Annotated in this window: 19 protein-coding genes and 1 pseudogene; 5 read left to right on the forward strand and 15 right to left on the reverse strand. The window is 62.7% G+C overall.

Annotated features, from left to right (window positions below):
* Nucleotides 1–28 precede the first annotated feature (28 nt).
* The 4 genes and pseudogenes from ACFXS9_RS27130 to ACFXS9_RS27145 form a co-directional block, all read right to left on the reverse strand.
* Nucleotides 29–1134 (reverse strand): annotated as a pseudogene (locus tag ACFXS9_RS27130) (efflux RND transporter periplasmic adaptor subunit).
* 268 nt (nucleotides 1135–1402) lie between these two features.
* The gene (locus ACFXS9_RS27135; RefSeq protein ID WP_392693961.1) at nucleotides 1403–1888 is read right to left on the reverse strand and encodes a hypothetical protein; all 486 of its coding nucleotides are present in this window, start codon (nucleotides 1886–1888) and stop codon (nucleotides 1403–1405) included.
* Nucleotides 1889–1956: 68 nt separating this feature from the next.
* Entirely contained in the window at nucleotides 1957–3129 is a 1173-nt protein-coding gene (locus ACFXS9_RS27140; RefSeq protein WP_392693963.1) for a winged helix-turn-helix domain-containing protein, read from the reverse strand.
* Between the two features lie 77 nt (nucleotides 3130–3206).
* Complete coding sequence (locus ACFXS9_RS27145; protein WP_028349533.1) at nucleotides 3207–3437, reverse strand: hypothetical protein; 231 nt, start codon at nucleotides 3435–3437, stop codon at nucleotides 3207–3209.
* Nucleotides 3438–3904: 467 nt separating this feature from the next.
* Between ACFXS9_RS27145 and ACFXS9_RS27150 the strand changes: the two genes are divergently transcribed.
* Entirely contained in the window at nucleotides 3905–4537 is a 633-nt protein-coding gene (locus ACFXS9_RS27150) for an OmpA family protein (protein WP_392693965.1), read from the forward strand.
* Nucleotides 4538–4626: 89 nt separating this feature from the next.
* On the opposite strand, the gene ACFXS9_RS27155 is transcribed toward ACFXS9_RS27150, so the two are convergent.
* From ACFXS9_RS27155 to ggt, 7 genes are all read right to left on the reverse strand, one after another.
* On the reverse strand, nucleotides 4627–5835 hold the full coding sequence (locus tag ACFXS9_RS27155; RefSeq protein ID WP_392693968.1) for a phospholipid carrier-dependent glycosyltransferase: 1209 nt from the start codon (nucleotides 5833–5835) through the stop codon (nucleotides 4627–4629).
* Between the two features lie 530 nt (nucleotides 5836–6365).
* Entirely contained in the window at nucleotides 6366–6797 is a 432-nt protein-coding gene (locus ACFXS9_RS27160) for a VOC family protein (RefSeq protein ID WP_392693971.1), read from the reverse strand.
* A gap of 128 nt (nucleotides 6798–6925) precedes the next feature.
* Nucleotides 6926–7663, reverse strand: coding sequence for an enoyl-CoA hydratase/isomerase family protein (locus ACFXS9_RS27165; RefSeq protein WP_392693974.1), 738 nt, complete (start codon nucleotides 7661–7663; stop codon nucleotides 6926–6928).
* A 44-nt stretch (nucleotides 7664–7707) separates the two neighbouring features.
* A complete protein-coding gene (locus ACFXS9_RS27170) occupies nucleotides 7708–8223 on the reverse strand; it encodes a cupin domain-containing protein (protein ID WP_028349528.1) in 516 nt (171 codons plus the stop codon).
* Between the two features lie 124 nt (nucleotides 8224–8347).
* Nucleotides 8348–9328 carry a D-2-hydroxyacid dehydrogenase family protein gene (locus ACFXS9_RS27175; RefSeq protein ID WP_392693977.1) on the reverse strand — a complete coding sequence of 327 codons (981 nt, stop codon included), beginning with the start codon at nucleotides 9326–9328 and terminating at the stop codon, nucleotides 8348–8350.
* Nucleotides 9329–9354: 26 nt separating this feature from the next.
* Nucleotides 9355–9768 (reverse strand): FKBP-type peptidyl-prolyl cis-trans isomerase, encoded by a 414-nt coding sequence (locus tag ACFXS9_RS27180; protein WP_249734171.1) that lies wholly within the window; start codon nucleotides 9766–9768, stop codon nucleotides 9355–9357.
* 84 nt (nucleotides 9769–9852) lie between these two features.
* Entirely contained in the window at nucleotides 9853–11439 is a 1587-nt protein-coding gene (ggt, locus tag ACFXS9_RS27185) for a gamma-glutamyltransferase (protein WP_392693979.1), read from the reverse strand.
* Between the two features lie 192 nt (nucleotides 11440–11631).
* On the opposite strand from ggt, the gene ACFXS9_RS27190 reads away from it, so the two are divergent.
* Nucleotides 11632–12384 carry a rhodanese-related sulfurtransferase gene (locus ACFXS9_RS27190; RefSeq protein ID WP_392693982.1) on the forward strand — a complete coding sequence of 251 codons (753 nt, stop codon included), beginning with the start codon at nucleotides 11632–11634 and terminating at the stop codon, nucleotides 12382–12384.
* Nucleotides 12368–12592, forward strand: coding sequence for a SlyX family protein (locus ACFXS9_RS27195; protein WP_392693985.1), 225 nt, complete (start codon nucleotides 12368–12370; stop codon nucleotides 12590–12592). The genes ACFXS9_RS27190 and ACFXS9_RS27195 overlap by 17 nt, the downstream gene beginning before the upstream one ends.
* A gap of 70 nt (nucleotides 12593–12662) precedes the next feature.
* Here ACFXS9_RS27195 and ACFXS9_RS27200 read toward each other — a convergent pair whose 3' ends face one another.
* On the reverse strand, nucleotides 12663–12884 hold the full coding sequence (locus tag ACFXS9_RS27200; protein ID WP_392693987.1) for a hypothetical protein: 222 nt from the start codon (nucleotides 12882–12884) through the stop codon (nucleotides 12663–12665).
* Nucleotides 12885–13016: 132 nt separating this feature from the next.
* On the opposite strand from ACFXS9_RS27200, the gene hemE reads away from it, so the two are divergent.
* Nucleotides 13017–14063 (forward strand): uroporphyrinogen decarboxylase, encoded by a 1047-nt coding sequence (gene hemE / locus ACFXS9_RS27205; protein WP_392693990.1) that lies wholly within the window; start codon nucleotides 13017–13019, stop codon nucleotides 14061–14063.
* Between the two features lie 161 nt (nucleotides 14064–14224).
* Here the strand turns inward: hemE and ACFXS9_RS27210 are convergent, their stop codons facing one another.
* From ACFXS9_RS27210 to ACFXS9_RS27220, 3 genes are all read right to left on the reverse strand, one after another.
* Nucleotides 14225–15838: a GMC family oxidoreductase gene (locus ACFXS9_RS27210; RefSeq protein ID WP_392693993.1), complete on the reverse strand. Its 1614-nt coding sequence runs from the start codon at nucleotides 15836–15838 to the stop codon at nucleotides 14225–14227.
* A gap of 106 nt (nucleotides 15839–15944) precedes the next feature.
* Nucleotides 15945–16718: an enoyl-CoA hydratase gene (locus tag ACFXS9_RS27215; RefSeq protein WP_392693995.1), complete on the reverse strand. Its 774-nt coding sequence runs from the start codon at nucleotides 16716–16718 to the stop codon at nucleotides 15945–15947.
* Nucleotides 16715–17155 (reverse strand): MarR family winged helix-turn-helix transcriptional regulator, encoded by a 441-nt coding sequence (locus ACFXS9_RS27220; protein ID WP_392693997.1) that lies wholly within the window; start codon nucleotides 17153–17155, stop codon nucleotides 16715–16717. Before ACFXS9_RS27220 ends, ACFXS9_RS27215 begins: the two co-directional genes overlap by 4 nt.
* Nucleotides 17156–17366: 211 nt before the next feature.
* Here ACFXS9_RS27220 and ACFXS9_RS27225 point away from each other — a divergent pair, with 211 nt between their 5' ends.
* Entirely contained in the window at nucleotides 17367–18095 is a 729-nt protein-coding gene (locus ACFXS9_RS27225; RefSeq protein ID WP_392694000.1) for a GntR family transcriptional regulator, read from the forward strand.
* Nucleotides 18096–18107: the final 12 nt, after the last annotated feature.

The raw sequence follows: 18107 nt of genomic DNA on the forward strand, positions 1-18107 counted from the left end.
ACTCTCCAACTTCGAAATCTATTTGGGGCTAGAACGACAGCGACGAGACCACCCGGACCTTCTGGGCCGGATCGAGCTTCTGCACGCCGAGCGCAACCACCTTGGCGCCCTCGTTGACGCCGCCTGCGATGACGACGGAGTTGCTGTCGTAGGATTTCACGATGACCGGCTTCAGGGTTACCGCGCCGGAATCGTCGACGATATAGAGCGAGGGATTGCTGCCCTGGCTGAACAGCGCCGAGAGCGGCAGTTTTGCCACGCGCTCGCTGGCGGCATCGGCAAGCGTCAGTGTGGCGGTCATGCCAAGCGAGACTTTGTCGTCGGCATCCGGCAGTGAGAATTTGGCCAGATAGGTCCGCGTCGCCGGATCGGCGGAAGGCGCGATCTCGCGCAGCTTCGCGGTGTATTTCCGCTCCAGATCCGACCACAGCGTCACGGTGGCGGAGCCCGACTTGGCGCGGCCGACCAGCGTCTCGGGAATCGCGACCACGGCTTCCTTTTCGCCAAAGCGCGCGACGCGGACCGCAGTCTGGCCGGAGGCGACGACCTGGCCGGGATCGATCAGGGTCGCGGTGACGACGCCGCGGCTATCGGCCAGCAGCGTCGCATAAGACAGAGAATTCTTGGTGAGTTCGACCTGCCGCTCGGCGCGATTAAGGCGTGCGCGCGCTTCATCGGCGGCGGCGCGGCTCGATCCATCTGCGCATCCGTGGTCCAGCCCTTGGCGCGCAGATCCTTGGCGCGCTGCTCGGCGGCGCCGGCCTGCGCCAGCACGCCGGTGGCAGCGCGGAATTCGGCCTCGGCCTGCTCGGCCTGCAGCTTCAGATCGACCTCATCGAGCGTGGCGAGCGGCTGGCCGACATCCACGGTCTGGCCAACCTCGACCAGACGCCGGGCAACCTTGCCGGGGACGCGAAAGCCCATGTCGGTCTCGATCCGGGGACGGATCGTGCCAACGAAACTGCGTTCCGGTGTCTCGGCCGCATAGTGCACGGTGGCAACCAGAACCGGGCGCCCAGGAGCGGCCTTTTCGGCCGCCTTCTCGTTGCAGCCGGCCAGCACGAACACCGCAAACGCCAAGAAAGCTCCTGTCAAGAGCCTGTAATAGCTAGAGAAAATGGACCGGGCGAACATTGAACTCTCCATCGCGGAAACTGATGAAGAGTATTGATTGGCGAATGACGAATGTCAATATTCGTCAGCAATCATCAATTCGTGAAAACGGGTGAGGTTATTCGTGAAGACGGATGGGTAAGAGGCAATTGCTTCCCACGGAATTGCCTCCGGACCAGCCCGCTCTTAGCCCGGCACAGCGGAACTCAGGAAGCCTCGCGCCGAACGCCGGGCTGGAGCAGTCCTTCATCTGGCCATGCGGCTTTCGCCTCGCCCGCCACCCCGTGCATCAGGCACGTCGAGCTTTCTTGCGAGACTTCTTTGCGGTGGCCTTCTTCGCGCTTCTCGCGGCCTTGCTCGCCGGCCTTGATTTCTGGCTGCTCGATTTCCTTGCGGCCGACCTTTTCGCCGTCTTCTTGGCGCTCTGCGCCTGTGCGGTTCGAGTCTTGGCGGCTGCAGTTCGAGTCTTCGCAGTCCGAGACTTCGCACGTCGAGACTTGGCAGCTCCGGCTTTCCTGGCCCTCCCCACCGGCGCGCTGCGCCGTTGTTTCGTTGTGCGCTTCCGCCGTGCGGGCGCAGCTGCGGTCGGCGGCACCATCAGCGGATCGGACACGAGACCATCGGCAGCAAGCGGCACGTAGGCCGCCGCGCGTTCGTCGGCCTTCAACCCCGGCTCGTCGGCTTTCAGCGCCTGGTTGGCAGCTTCCGTTGCGGTTTTCGCAATCTCCTTCACCGTGTCGGTGAATTTTTCCAGAACCGATTTGTCCTTGCCCATGTCGCCCTCCCGGGCTGCGACCCATGGAACTAACCGATGAGGCGGAGTCGGGTTCCCGAACGCAAACGCTACTCCCCCAACTGAAAGCGCTCGAAGCGATCCAGCTCTTCCTCGATGCGCCGCTTGTAGTCCTTGCGCGCCGCCCTCACCGCGCCCTTGCCGACCCAGCTCCATTTCTGCATCAAGAGTTTCTTGTTCTGGCGGTCGGTTTTGAGATCGATGGCGGCGACGATGTCTTCGCCGACCAGCACCGGCAGCGCGAAATAGCCGAATAGGCGCTTCTCCTTCGGCACATAGGCCTCGAAACGGTGGCCGTAGTCAAAGAACAGCTCGGTACGCTTGCGCTGGATGATCAGTGGGTCGAACGGCGAGAGGATGTGCACCGGGCCCTCGCTTATATCCGCCGTCCCATTCGCCTCCAGCAGTTCCGGCCGCGCCCAGTGCTCCTGCTTGCCTGCGCCTTCGAGCGCGACCGGCACCAGTTCCTTGCGCCGTACCCGCGCCTCGATCAGGCGCCGCACCGCGGGCTTGCTCGGCGCGTCGAGATGACAGACGGAATCCAGGCTGACGACGCCTTGGGAGCGAAGCGCGCGGTCGAGCAGGTAGGCGGTGATCTCCGCCGAGGGAGCCGGCCTTGGCAGCTTGTCCCAACCGAAATGCCGCGTCATCAACTCATAGGTCTTGAGCATGCCGGTACGTTCGGAGATCGTCACCTCGCCGGTGTAGAAGGCAAGCTGCAGCGCCCGTTTCGACGGTTTTCGGCTCTGCCACAGATGCTCTTTCTCGGTCAGGATGTCATCCTCGATGTCGCGGATGGTGAGCGCGCCGTCGCGCCGCAACAGCCGCATCACCTTGCGGGTGTCCTCCGGCTTGACGGAGGCAAACCATGGGTGGCCTTCGCGCCGATGCTCTCGCATCGCCGGAACGAAGAAGCGAAAATCCTTCGCCGGCACATAGGACAGGGCGTGGGTCCAGTATTCGAACACGCTCTTGTCGACGCTCTGCGCCTGGCGCAGGTCGGCGCGGGCGTAAGCCGGGATGCGGCTATAGAGAATGTGGTGATGGCAGCGCTCGATGACGTGGATGGTGTCGATCTGGACATAGCCGAGATGGTCCACTGCGGCCGCGACCGCCTGCGGTCCGGCGCCGAAAGGTTCGCTGGTGTCGAGCCGTTGAGCGTGCAGCCAGATTCGCCGGGCTTCCAGCTTGGTCAGGGGATGGGATTTAGTCGTGCGGGGCATCGCACGGCAATGTAGCGGGATTCGCGCGTGTGGGCAGTCCCGGGTTCCCTGCCGCCGCCTCGCGGCGCGAACTCACCTTACCGCTTCTGCTGCTCTCCGACGCTGCCGGTTGCGATCTCGGCCTCGCAGGAGGCGCGGCCGGGCTGGGGCGCATGGCATTTGTAGACATGACCGGTGAGGCGATCGACCAGCCACGCGCTCTCTTCCGTCGGGCTTTCGAACCCGACATAGCGGCTGCCGAGCGCGTTGAGCAGCGTCGAGAGCAAGATTGCAGCGGCGATCATCGCCGCGCCGATCAGTGTTGGCATTGAACTTCCGGAACCGGCTGGCTCCGATGCGCTGCTGCGATGACCCAGATACTCACGCTGACGTTTGACCGACTGTAACACTCGCCCCGCCCGTTTGGTTGCCCCGAACGAATTCTTCTTCAGATTTTTCTGTGAGTAGTTTTTGCTAGGCGCGCATCTGGCCGATTTGTTGTCCACAGATCGGCGCTGGCGCGACGAGCCGCTTTTTTCTTTTTCCGAAGTCAGCGGCGGGAAGCGATGGAGCGGCCGGTTATCCGGCGAAGCGTCGTTGCCACCTGCTCGGACCGTTCCGTCACGACAGCGTAGCTAGCGCCGCGACCTCCGGCGTCACCGGCCTCGACTTCGACATCAGGCAGCCTTTACCAATGTGATTTGAATCACATTGCCTACTTTGAACCCGTCTTATCGTCGCAGCATCAAAACGCATGCACGCCAGTTTGCAGGCGTTAACAGTGAGGATTACGACAATGACCCGCTTTCTCTCGATCACGACTATCGGCGCCGCGCTGTCGATGACGGCGGGGCTGGCCGTCGCCGGCGATACCGTCTCGGCCGACAAGATCCTGGACGCTCTGAAGCCGAAGCCGGGCGCGACCCGCGGCCTTTCGACCGGCCCGCAGCAGCCGGTGGATGCTGCCGCAAAGGCCAAGGAAGTCGGCTTCGTCGACACCCTACGTAACCGCAAGACCCGGTCGCTGTCGCTCGGCGAGCGCCAGGAAATCGCGGAACTTGCCGCGAGCAAACCGAAGATCGATCTCGAAATTCAGTTCGACTACAATTCGGCCGACATCAGCAAGAACTCGGTTTCCGCTGTGCAGGAACTCGGCAAGGCGCTCTCCGATTCGAGCCTGAAGGGTTCGACCTTCGTGGTCGCCGGGCACACCGATGCGATCGGCAGCGAGGCCTACAACCAGGATCTTTCCGAGCGCCGTGCCGATACAATCAAGAGGTACCTGACCGAGAAGTACGGCATCGCCGGTTCCAATCTCGTGACGGTCGGTTACGGCGAGACCAAGCCGAAGGATGCGAACGCGCCGATGGACCCTACCAACCGCCGCGTTCAGGTCGTCAACATGGATAGCAAAACCGCCTCCAAGTGAGGTTTTGAAAGATGAGGTCTTGAAAGCCGATCCGCCTGCCGCCAGCGGCAGGCGGATTTTCCATTGGCTAAACAGCGCGAATGGCCGCTTCAAATCCAGTTCTGGAAGATCATCAGGCGGCTGAACGTCGCCATCGAAGTACCTATGAACGCGGCCGATATCGGCAACATTGCGGCAAAGCCGGCAAAGCCGATTGCGACATAGGCCCATAGCACCCAACCGGGCATGCTGCCGCGTTTCAAAGCATACACCAGTGCAAGGCTCGCTGTGGTCGCCGCCGGCAGATAGTAATAGATGAAGCCGAGCGTTCGCGGCAGCAATGCCCATGCGAGGTATGGGCCGAAATAGAAAGCCAGTATCAGGAAGGCATCGACGCGCCGCGTCACGATCCAGTCGCGCAGGCAGATCGCGACCGCAATCAGTGCCGGCCACAGGATCAGAGGATTGCCGAGGAAGACCACGGCGGCGATATGGTCTTCGTCGATCTTGTCGAAGAGATACCAGACCGGGCGCATCAGGAGCGGCCAGGACGGCCATGAACTCATGTAGGTGTGGCCTGCAATCGCACTCGTCGTGTTATCGTTGAAGATGCGCCGTTGCGCCTGCAGAATATCCGAAACCGACAATCCATAGAGCGGAATGAAAGTGGCAAGATAAACGACGGCCGGAACCAGTACGAAGCAGACGGCGAAATGCCAGGCCTTGAAACCGGGCCACATATCGGGCCGGTACCAATCTTCCGGCCGGGCATCCGCGAAGTGAGTGCGCCAGCTTTGCATCAGGCCGATCACGGCGACGATGGAGATGCAGACTGCGAGCGCGAACAGCCCGCTCCATTTGCAGCCGACCGACAGGCCAAAGCCGATCCCGGCAAGCGCGAACCACAGATGCGGCCGCTCTCTTCGAAAGCCATGCATGAATGCCGCGATGGCGAACAGGCCGAAAGCGAGCGCAAAAATATCCAGCATCGCGATCCGCGACTGCACGAACAGCATCTGATTGAAAAAGGCGAGCAGGCTCGCCGCAATCGCCGGGCTCTGGGCGGCGAACAGCGCCAGGCCGCACAGATACACCGCAACAACGGCGAGCGATCCGAACAGCACGGCCGGATAGCGCCAGCCCAGCGGTCCGTCGCCTAATGAATGGATCGACAGGGCGATGAACTGCTTGGCGAGCGGTGGATGCATCGGGTTGAGCATCGGCTCTCGCATCACCGGCTCAAGCATCTGCCGCGCCGCCGGGACGTAATGCACCTCGTCGAAATAGAATTTTTCCGGTGCGGTGACGCCGATCAGCATCGCGAGGTGCGCGAGAACAAAAGAAGTCCCGCGGTGACGCCCGTGCGCATCATCGAATCGGACAGAACAGAAAATGATCGGGTTGCTGGCTTCACGGACGATCTGTCACAGAATTCAGGGACGAGATGACATTGCGGCGAAATCGAGTGTGATGGCTCCGGATTTTTAAGTCCATTGCATTGAACGCGTTTTCGATTTCGCAATTACTAGCCCCGCAGGCAAGTAAGCCGCGCGAGTGACAATTCTGCCACATCGAACGCGCGTGCGATCCGGTGCGATGTCGGGATAATCGACCGGCTTTAAATGAATTTCTGTAACTGCTTTTGTTCGCGGTCTGCGGTCGGCATGGTTGTAGCTCCAGCGCACGCGCAAACGCGCGTCGGCGAAGCGGCCGTCGTCACGCGATGAAGTCTAACAGAGGTGTGGGGTGGGCAAAGGCGCGAGCGCTGTGCCCATCATCTCTCGGTAGATCGCGAACGTAATGGTGGGCACGCTATCGCTTTGCCCACCCTACGATTCCTGCGTTCATATCAGGCCGCGGCCGTGTCGGATTGCGCAGCGGTTGCGGCCGCGACATCCATCCACATCACTTCCCAATGGTGGCCATCGGGATCTTCAAAACTGCGGCCGTACATGAAGCCGTAATCCTGCTTCGGGCCCGGATCGGCACCGCCGCCTGCGCCCTGCGCCTTGCTGACCATGTCATCCACCGCCTCGCGGCTGTCGGCAGAAAGGCAGATCAGAACCTGGCTGGTGGCCTTGGCGTCGGCAATCTTCTTCGGGGTGAACTGGCGGTATTTGTCGTGCGTCAGCAGCATGACGTAGATGGTTTCTGAGAAGACCATGCAGGACGCCGTGTCATCGCTGAATTGCGGATTCTTTTCGCCGCCGATCGCCTGGTAGAAGGCGGTCGAGCGGGCGAGATCGCTGACAGGCAGGTTGACGAAAATCATTTTAGCCATGATGGGCTCCTTTTCGCGGGGTTCGGACCTAGGACGAACGGACGGAGATAAGTCCGACATCCCGTTTCAGATTATTTTTCTGGCGGCGAGTTGGCGCGCGTTCACTGGAACCCGGCGGCGAATGGCCGCTACCTGCCCTTGAAGTCAGGCTTGCGCTTTTCCGCAAACGCCTTGACGCCCTCTTTAAGGTCGTCGCTGTCGCGCACGACATCCAGCAGCCGGCGTACCTCGGCGACCGTCTCCAGTGGCCCCTTCGGCATTGCATCGCGGGCGAGCTTCTTGAGAGCCCGAACCACCAGCGGCGCGTTGGCGGCGATTTTTGCGGCCATCTCCTGGGCCAGCACGACATGCCGCCCCTTCGGCGCGACCTTGTTGATGAAGCCAATCTGATAGGCCCGCTCCGCCGACATTTCCTCACCGACCAGCAGGAATTCCATGGCGATCTTGTGCGGCATGCGCGCCATCACCGAGGAGACGCCGCCGGCGGTGGTGCCGATCTTGCCCTCGGGGTAGATGAAGCGCGTCGCCTCCGAGGCCACGCACATGTCGGCCATCTGCACCAGCACGAAGGCACCGCCGACGACCCATCCCGAGGTCGCGGCAATGACCGGCTTGTCCAGCTCAACGCCCAAGCCGGGCACAGCATGCCACATGTTGACAGGGAGATCGTTGACGTCGGCGCCGACCGAGAAATACGCCTCCTCCGACGAGGCGAGCGCCGCCACGCGATCGTCGCTGTCGTGAAAACGCTGCCAGGCCTGCCGCAGTTCGTCGCACAAGGCGTTGTTGAGCGCGTTATGCGAGGATCTACGATCCATGGTGATGGTGGCGACGTGGCCCGTGCTCTCGTAGCGAACAAGTGTCATGGGATTCTCTCAAGCGGCGGCGATGCCAGGTAACGTTGCAATCGTCACTTCTTCTCGGCGGGATCGCGGTGCACGGGATCGACCCACAGCACGGTCTCCGGCTTTTCCACCGGCTCGATGTCGAGATTGATCGCCACCGCCTCGCCGTCAGAGCGCACCAGCACGCATTCCAGGACCTCGTCGCGGCTGGCATTGATCTCCTGGTGCGGCACGTAGGGCGGCACGAAGATGAAATCGCCGGGGCCGGCCTCGGCGGTGAACTGCAGATGTTCGCCCCAGCGCATCCGCGCCTTGCCCTTCACGACATAGATGATGCTTTCGAGATGGCCGTGGTGATGCGCGCCTGTCTTGGCGTCGGGCCGGATCGTCACCGTGCCCGCCCACAATTTCTGCGCACCGACGCGGGCGAAATTGATCGCGGCCTTGCGATCCATGCCCGCGGTCGAGGGCACGTTGGGATCGAGCTGATTACCGGGAATCACGCGGACGCCGTCATGCTTCCAGCGCTCGTCGTGATCGTGGGAGTGATGTGAATGGGTGTGGTCATGCGTGCCGGTCATTGGGCGCCTTCTCGAAATATCGTTTGTCCCGAACGGTATCGAAATCCGGGGCCGCAAACCAGAAGATTAAGGGAGCCGGCGGCGCATGGGCGTCCCGGTTTTCGTCATGGCCGGGCACACCCGCCTAACGCCGTCTGGACATCACATCCGGATTGACGACATTCATCGGTGTTCCGGCGGCATAGGCAACGATCTGATCGAAAATATCCGTGAACTGGATTTCGTATTCGTCGCGCGAGACGTAGCCGAGATGCGGTGTGCAGACCACGTTGTCCATGTTCAGGAGTGGATCGTTGACGTCGCGGAGCGGCTCTTTTTCGTAGACGTCCACCGCCGCCATGCCAGGTCTTCCGGCGCGCAGGGCGCTGACCAGCGCGTTCGGTTCGATCAGCGGCGCACGGCTGGTGTTGACCAGAAGCGCCGACGGCTTCATGCGCGCCAAGTCTTCTGCTTTCACGATGCCGCGCGTGGCATCGACGAGCCGCATGTGCAGCGAAAGCACGTCGCATCGTTCGAAGAAATCAGCCTTGCTTGCGGCAGTCTGGTATCCGTCGGCGCGGGCCTTCGCCATCGCCGGTTCGCGTGCCCATACCAGCACGTTCATGCCGAACGTCTTGCCGTAGCCCGCGACAACGGCACCGATCCGTCCATAGCCATAAATGCCGAGCGTCTTGCCACGCAGCGTGTGGCCGACGCCGATCTGCCATTTGCCGGCCTTGAGCGCCGCCATCTGCTGCGGAATGGCGCGCATCGCCGCCAGGATCAGGCCCCAGGTAAATTCGGCGGTCGCATAGGACGGCGTATCGGCATGCTGGCTCGACGACACGACGATGCCGAGCCGGGTGCAGGTATCGATGTCGATGTGGGGATAGACGCTGCGCTGGCTGATCAGTTTCAGCTTCGGCAAGCGTTCCAGCAGCGGTGTCCGGATCTGCGTGCGCTCGCGGATTAGCACGAGCGCTTCGGTATCGCGCAGGCGCTCCACCAGCGCATCGATATCCTGGACGTGATCGTTCCAGATGGTGACGTCGTGTCCGGCCAGCTTGCCGAAACAATCGAGGGTGCGCAGCGTGTCGAAATAGTCGTCGAGGATCGAGACCTTCACGATGCGCTCCCTCGTTCGGTGTGCGGCTACTTCACCGCCAGCAATTCGACGTCGAACATCAGCGTCGCATTAGGCGGAATGACGCCGCCGGCACCCCGCGCGCCGTAACCGAGCGCGGGCGGAATGATCAGCGTGCGCTTGCCGCCGACGTTCATCGATGCGACGCCTTCGTCCCAGCCGGCGATCACCTGGCGCTGGCCGATCTTGAACTCGAACGGCTCGTTACGGTCGACGGAGGAATCGAACTTCTTGCCCTTCTGGCCGTTCTCGTAGAGCCAGCCGGTGTAATGCATGACGCAGGTCTGGCCGGTCTTGGGCGAGGCGCCGGTGCCGACCTTGCTGTCGATGATCTGCAAGCCTGAAGCTGTGGTCATGGGTTTTCCTGCGGTCTGGGCCGCTGCCATCCTGATGGCAGCGGGCGTTGAAACCGCGGCTGCCATGGCGGCAAATGCGGTTCGGAAGATCGTGCGTCGCGAGAAGCGCATCTGTTGACCTCTTTCTGGATAGACGGAGCTTCTAGACGCTCAATAGCCTAGCGCGCAACCGTCCTTGCGGGGATCGGAACCGCCGGTCAGCGTGCCCTTATCCCAGTCGATCCAGATCGCCTGGCCGCCGCCGAGCGGACCGACCACGCTGGTGGTCTTGTGGCCGATCTTCTTCAGGCCTTCGACGATCTCGGCCGGCACGCTGTCCTCGAGCTGGTAGACGCCTTCGTAGTGCAGGCCGCGCGGCATATCGATGGCTTCCTGCACATCGCAGCCATAGTCCAGCATATTGGTCAGCACATGGGTCTGTCCCGCCGGCTGATACTGGCCGCCCATCACCCCGAACGGCATCACCGCGCGGCCGTTCTTGGTCGCGAGCGACGGGATGATGGTGTGCAGCGGCCGCTTGCCCGGCGCGATGCAGTTGGGATGACCGGGCTGAATCCGGAAGCCGCCGGCGCGGTTCTGCAGGAGGATGCCGGTCTTATTGGAAACGATCGCCGAACCGAAGGAATGCGCGATCGAATTGATGAACGAGCAGACGTTGCGGTCCTTGTCGACCACGGTGATGTAGACGGTGGATGGATTCATCGGCGGCGCGACGTTCGGCAGATCAAGCAGCCGATCCATCCGGATGTCCTTGATGTGCTCGTCGGCGAATTCCTTGGCGAGGATTCCGGCGACATCGACATGAACATGCTGCGGATCGGCGACGTGCTGCTCTCGCATCATGTAGGCGATGCGCGCGGCTTCCGCCTCCAGATGGAAACGCTCGACGCTGAGCGGCGCGAACTTCGTCAGATCGAAGCGGGAAAGGATATTCAGCATCACCAGCATGGTGATGCCAGGACCGTTTGGCGGGCACTGCCAGACATCGTGGCCTTTGTACATCGTGCCGATCGGCGATGTCGTCTCGGTCGAATGTGCGGCGAAATCTTCCAGCGTGTGCAGGCCGCCGATGCCGCGCAAGGTCTCGACCATGTCCTCGGCGATCTCGCCGGTATAAAAGGCGTCGCGGCCATTCTTGGCGATCGCACGCAGGGTCTTGCCCAGTTCGGGCTGGTGGATCACATCGCCGGCAACCGCGGGCTTGCCGTGCGGCAGCAGATAGCGCTCGGTGTTGGTGCCGTTCTTCAGCTTGTCGAACTGGTTCTTCCAGTCGAAAGCAATACGGGGCGCGACGACGTAGCCTTCCTCGGCAGCCTTGATCGCGGGCTGCAGAAGCGTGTCGAGTCCCATCTTGCCGTGGTCGCGCAGGATCGTCTCCCAGGCGTCGATCGCGCCGGGAATGCTCACCGCATGCGCCGAGGTCAGCGGTACCGAATGGATCTTGCGTTCGAGGTACCATTCGGCCTTGGCCGCCATCGGCGCGCGGCCGGAGCCATTATAGGCGACGATCTTGCCCTCGCCCTTGGGTTGGATCAGCGCGAAGCAATCGCCCCCGATACCGGTCGATTGCGGCTCGATGACGCCGAGCAGCGCGCAAGCCGCGACCGCGGCGTCCGCCGCCGTGCCACCCGCCCGCATCACGTCGATTGCGGCCAATGCGGCCTCCGGATGCGACGTTGCCACCATCGCGTTCTGGGCATGGACCGTCGAGCGGCCGGCGAAATGGAAATTCCTCATCGCGAGTGCTTTCTTTTCAGCGTTTCTTGAGCATCCCGCGGGAGCATCGGGCGGGTTTACAGACGGTTCTTTGGCATATTCATCCCCGGCAGGGCAATGGTTGGCATGCCAATGGGACGTCAGGGGCAATGCGCGGAATATGCAGGGCTTTACGGGGTTTCCCCTGCGCGGCCCGCCTGATAAACGATCGCCATGCCGCTCAAGGTCGCCGCCTTCTATCAATTCGCCGCGCTGCCGGACTTCCGGGAGTTGCGCGAACCGCTGCGCTCGTTTGCTGCAGGCCTCGGGCTGAAGGGCAGCGTGCTGCTGGCGCATGAGGGCATCAACGGCACGGTTGCGGGCGGCGATGCGAGCGTCGACGCGTTCGTCGGCGAATTGCAGCACGGCGCGCTTTTCGGCGGGCGGCTCAGCAATCTCGAACTCAAGTTTTCGACCGCTTCCGAGATGCCGTTTCGGCGGCTGAAGGTCCGGCTGAAGAAGGAAATCGTTACGCTCGGAGATACGGCGGCCGATCCGACGCGCCAGGTCGGCACCTATGTCGAGCCGTCAGACTGGAACGAACTGATTGCAGCCCCCGACACGCTGATCATCGACACCCGCAATGCGTTCGAAGTGGCGATGGGGACGTTCGAAGGCGCCATCGACCCCGGCATCAAGAGCTTTGGCCAGTTCAAGGAATTCGCCGCACAGAAGCTCGATCCGGCGAAGCACAAGAAGATTGCGATGTTCTGCACCGGCGGTATCCGATGCGAGAAGGCCAGCGCCTATCTGCTGGCGCACGGATTTGACGAAGTCTATCATCTCAAGGGCGGCATCCTCCGCTACCTCGAAGGCGTACCGGAGAATGAAAGCCGCTGGCGCGGCGAATGCTTCGTGTTCGACGAACGCGTGGCGCTGGGCCACGGCCTGCGGCAGCGACGAGGGAACGATGGCGCGCACGAATGACGTCACCGCACTGAGCGAGCGCCTCGACGCACTGGAAATACGGGCGACGTTCCAGGATGAGACGATCGAGGTGCTGAATCACACGATTACCGCACAGTGGCACCAGATCGATTCCTTGACGCGCCAATTGGCTGAACTGAAGGAGCGCCTGCGGGAAGCCGAGAGCAATTTCCCCGGCCCGGCGAACGAGCCGCCGCCGCATTATTGAAGTACAAGCAGAAACGGCCTCCCCTTGGAGAGACCGTTTGCCACGCGAAACAATTCGCGCCATTTTTGCATTAGCGGAAGGCGGCGCGAACCTTGTGCCACAGCGATGGATTCGCATGTTCGTGATCGGCTTTCGACGGCGCCGGTTGCGCAGCGCTCACGGGGTCCGATGCCGGAAACGTGTCGACCAGCCCGGCCTCGAGTCTTTCATGGATTTCTCGGTCGGCCTTCAGCGCTTCGCGGGGATCGTCGGCGTGCTTGTCATGCGCAGCAGGATTGAACTTCTGGGCCATAGGAACCTCCATGAGTGAGATAACGGCCCTGTTTTACGCCGGTTCCACGTTTGCCCTCGCTATCCGTCCTTGGCCTCAAGGGAACCTGCGTGTATCAGAGGCGCATCAGCCGCGCCCGCAGGAATCCACGTTTTGTCTCAGAAATCCGTCGTGAAACCTTTTGTCGAAGTGCTCTCCGGCCGCAGGCAGCAGGTGCCGCCGGTGTGGATGATGCGACAGGCCGGCCGCTATCTGCCGGAGTATCGCGAGCTGCGCGCCAAGGCGGGAAGCTTTCTCGATTTGTGCTTCACGCCGGAATATGCCGCCGAGGTAACGCTGCAACCGATCCGCCGTTTCAACTTCGATGCGGCGATCATTTTTTCCGACATTCTCGTCATCCCCTACGCACTCGGCCGCTCCGTGCGCTTCGAGGCCGGCGAAGGTCCGCGGCTCGATCCGCTAGATACCCCCGAGCATGTCGCGGCGCTCGCGCGCCACGCCGATTTCGGCAAGCTCGAACCGGTCTATGAAGCGTTACGTCGCGTCAAGCGCGAGCTCGCACCTGACATCGCGCTGATCGGCTTCTGCGGCGCGCCCTGGACGGTCGCAACCTACATGGTTGCAGGACAGGGCACGCCGGACCAGGCGCCGGCGCGGATGATGGCATACCGTCATCCCGAGGCGTTCGCTGAAATCATCGATGTGCTGGTGGAGAATTCGATCGAGTATCTGCTGGGCCAGCTCAAGGCCGGCGCCGACTGCTTGCAGATCTTCGACACTTGGGCCGGCGTGCTGCCGCCGCGCGAATTCGAGCGCTGGTCGATCGAGCCGGCGAAGCGCATCGTTGCCGGCGTGCGCGCGCACGTGCCGGATGCCAAGATCATCGGCTTTCCGCGCGGCGCCGGCGCGCTGCTGCCGGCCTATGTGGAGGCAACGGGCGTCAACGCGGTCAGCATCGACTGGGCGGCCGAGCCTTCCATGATCCGTGAGCGCGTGCAGAACCGTGTCGCCGTGCAGGGCAATCTCGATCCGCTGGCGTTGATCGCAGGCGGCGCCGCGCTCGACCGCGCCGTCGACGATGTGCTGGCGAACTACGCGCAAGGACGGCTGATCTTCAACCTCGGCCACGGCATCCAGCCGGAAACGCCGATCGCCCATGTCGAGCAGATGCTCAAGCGGGTGCGGGAATATAAGGGCTAACAAGGGTCATACCCGCGAAGGCGGATCCAGTAATCGCCGGCCTCAGTTTGAATCGAGATGCCACGGCGTACTGGATCATCCGCCGGAGCCTGTCATCGGGCGCGCATTCGCGCGACCCGTTGGCGGATGATGACAGCAGTGTTTGCCGCTGGCGCTGTTGCCTACCGCGCGTCCTCCAGAATCATGTCGGACGCCTTCTCGGCGATCATGATGGTCGGCGCGTTGGTATTGCCGGACATCAGGTCCGGCATGATCGACGCATCGACCACACGCAGTCCCTCGATGCCGCGCACGCGCAAGCGCTGGTCGACGACCGCGAGCGCATCGCTGCCCATCCGGCAGGTCGAGGTCGGGTGATAGACCGTGCTGCCGGTGCGGCGGCAGAAATCCAGCAGTTCGTCGTCGCTCTGCACCTTCGAACCCGGATCGACTTCTGAGACCGCGTAAGGCTTCAGCGCGGGGGCTGCGAGAATCTTGCGCAGGATGCGGATGCCGTCGATGAAAGCGCGGCGATCGGTTTCGGTGGCGAGGTAATTGATGCGGATTTCCGGCGGTTGGGAAGGATCGGCGCTCCTGATGCGCAGCGAGCCGCGGCTCTCCGGGCGCAACTGGCAGACCGACGCCGTGAAGCCGGAAAGCGCATGCAGCTTCTCGCCCATCTTGTCGGTCGAGAACGGCAGGAAGTGAATCTGAATGTCGGGCGACGCCAGCCGTGGACTGGTCTTGAAGAAAGCGCCTGACGTGCCGGCCGCGATCGTCAGCGGCCCCTTGCGCAAGGCGGCGTACTGAATGCCCGCCATCATCGTCCGGATCGGATTATTAACGACATCGTTGAGCGTGCACTTTTGCGCACAGCGGGTGATCAGGCGGACCTGCATGTGGTCCTGCAGATCGTTGCCGACGCCGGGCGCGTCGAGCACGATCTCGATGCCGTGCTGCTTCAACAGATCCGCCGGTCCGACGCCGGAGAGCTGCAGCAGTTGCGGCGAGTTGTATGCGCCGCTGGAGACCAGAATTTCCTTGCGCGCCCGCACCGTGCGTTCGCGGCCTTCCTGCTTGTACTCGACCGCCTTGGCGCGGCGTCCTTCGAACAGGATGCGCTGCGCCAGCGCGGAAGTCTCGATGTGCAGGTTAGGTCGCTTCCTGGCGGGACGAAGATACGAGAACGCCGTGCTGGCGCGTCGCCCGCGCCGCGTCGTCGTCTGGAAAAATCCCGCGCCCTCCTGCGTGGCGCCGTTGAAATCGGGATTGGTTGGAATACCGGTCTCGGCCGCAGCGGTCACAAAGGCTTCCGACAGGGGATCGTGATGCCGCCAGTCGGACACCGGCAGCGGGCCGCCGGTGCCGTGATATTTGTCCGCTCCGCGCTGCTGGTTCTCGGCCTTCCTGAAATAGGGCAGCACGTCGTCATAGCCCCAGCCGGCGTTGCCGCGCTGCCCCCACCGATCGTAATCCTCATGCTGGCCGCGCACATAGAGCAGGCCGTTGATGGAACTGGAGCCGCCGAGCACCTTGCCGCGCGGCTGGAACACCCGCCTCCCGTTCAATCCCGGTTCCGGCTCGGTCTGGTACATCCAGTTGACGGATTTTTCCTTGAACAGTTTGCCGTAGCCGAGCGGCACGTGGATCCAGAGATTGGTGTCCTTCGGACCGGCCTCCAGCAACAGGACGGAGTACTTGCCGTCGGCCGTCAATCGATTGGCAAGCACGCATCCGGCCGATCCGGCGCCGACGATGACGTAGTCGAATTCGGAAGTGTCATTGTTCTTGTTCATTTGTTTCCCCCGCGGGCGGCCCAAAGAGGTAACTGGGCCGCCACGGGCGGTCAATTGCCTCGCCGTCGCAGGCAAGAAAAACGATCTTCAATGCAGCCGGCGCCGGCTAGCTTGCCAGTTTCAAAAAGTCCGGCGGCCGGCGCTCGGCGAACGCAACGAAAGCCTCACGCGCCTCCATCGTCTTCAGGCGAGCCGCGAACTGCTCGCTCTCGGCCTTGATCTGCGCCATCAGAAGCTCCGGATTGCGCATCAGCCGTTTGGTCGTGCTGACAGCGCCCGCCGGCTGTTTTGCCAACCGGGACGCGAAAGTCTTCGCTTCCGCATCGAGCTTGTCGAGCGGCACCACGCGGTTGGCAAGTCCCCAGGCGAATGCGGATTTTGCATCGACCGCCTCGCCGAGCGCGAACATCTCGAAGGCGCGGGCATAGCCGATGCGAAGCGGCATCAGCAGGCTGGAGGCGGCTTCCGGCACCAGCGCCAGATTAACGAACGGCGTCGACAACAGCGCATTCTCGGCCAGCACGACCAGATCGCAGTGCAAGAGCATCGTGGTGCCGATGCCGACGGCGCGTCCCTGAACGGCTGCGACCAGGGGGCGGCTCGAATGTGCAAGCGCCTGCAGGAAGCGGCCGACATGGCGCTCGCCCTGAAGTGCGCCGGTCGCAATGGCTGCAAACTCGCCGACGTCGTTGCCGGCGGTGAACATGTCGCCCTCGCCGCGGATCAGCAGCACGCGGACGGATGAATCCGTCTCGGCGGCTTCGATCGCGTCCGCAAGCGCGCCGTACATCGCATTCGTCAGCGCGTTCTTCTTGTCGGGGCGAGCCATCGTCAGGCTCAAAATCCCGTCGCTCTTCTCGATCTTGATGTGCTCGGTCATTCGTCTTCTCCTTTGGGAAATCTGCTCTGCATGGTGGCAAGCCAGCGCGCAACGACATCGATCTCGGCGTCGGTAAACCCTTCCGTGAGTCGCGCGTTGACCTCGGCGAGCCCGGCTTTCGACTGCGCCATCGCCGCGCGGCCAGCCGGCGTTAGCCAGAGACGCCAGGCACGCCCGTCATCCGGATCGGCCCGCCGCTCGATCAGGTTCGCCGCCGTCATCCGGTCCACCAATCCGCTGATCCCGGGTGGTCCAAGATCGAGGGCCGCACCCGCCTCGCCCATCAGGGCGCCGTCGCGCTGGCCCAGGACGAAGAGCAGGCCGGACTGCGCGGCGGTCACGCCGGCGTGCGGGGACCGCGCCGCCATCCAGCGCTGCAGCCGGCGCTGCGCGACGTTGAGCAGGAACACGAGCCGGTGCTCGCGACGCGAACTCATATCGATGAGATCAATTTATTTCGCATGCGAACTATCTAAAGCAAAATGCAGGAAGGTTGTCACGATGAATTTGATCGGGCTCATCGCGAGATACTCGGGGTTCGTCGGCTTGAAGCGAACGACGGGTAAGAAAATCAAGCGTTGACAGCGGTTTATCTAAAAAATCGATTTTCGATTGACGATCTCACCTGCTCTCGCCAAGCTGCCCGCCATGAGCAGTATCGGGTTGAGCTTTGGTGAGCGCCTCGCCGACGAGCGGCCGCGAAGCCTGACGTCCGCCGTTCAGGAACGGCTGCGCGCGGATATTCTCTCGACCCGGCTGCTACCCGGCCAGAAGCTGCATATCGCCGGTCTCGCCAAACAGTTTTCGGTCAGCCTCGCCGCGGTGCGCGAAGCGCTGTCGCGGCTGGTCGCGGACGGGTTGGTGCAGGCATCCGACCAGCGCGGCTTTCGTGTCAGCCCGGTATCATCAGCCGACCTCAGGGACGTGACCCAGACGCGCGTCGATATCGAAGGTCTGGCGCTGCGCCGTTCGATCGAGCGTGGCGATGCGGCATGGCTTGCCTCGGTCGAGAAGTCTTTTGCTGCGCTCTGCGCCGTCCCCCACACCTATCCCGACGATCCGACGCATCACTATGAAGAATGGGTGGTCCGGCACCGCGTCTTCCACCGGACACTCGTGAACGCTTGCGGCTCGCAATGGTTGCTGGGCTTTCGCGACGTCCTGCACGAGCAGAGCGAACGCTATCGAAGGCTTGCGATCCGGCGCAACACTGAACACACACGCGACGTCGAGGCCGAACACGCGGCAATCGTGCGTGCCGTGCTCAAGCGCGATGCCGATGCCGCGGTCGCGGCGCTCTCTAAGCACTTCATGACGACCATGCACCTCGTCGAGCTCGCTACACCCAAAACCTTCGGAGGTGGCGACCCCGCCTGATCGACCGTTCGA

Origin of the sequence: Bradyrhizobium sp. RDI18 (assembly GCF_043203335.1) — a bacterium.
GTDB lineage: Bacteria > Pseudomonadota > Alphaproteobacteria > Rhizobiales > Xanthobacteraceae > Bradyrhizobium > Bradyrhizobium retamae.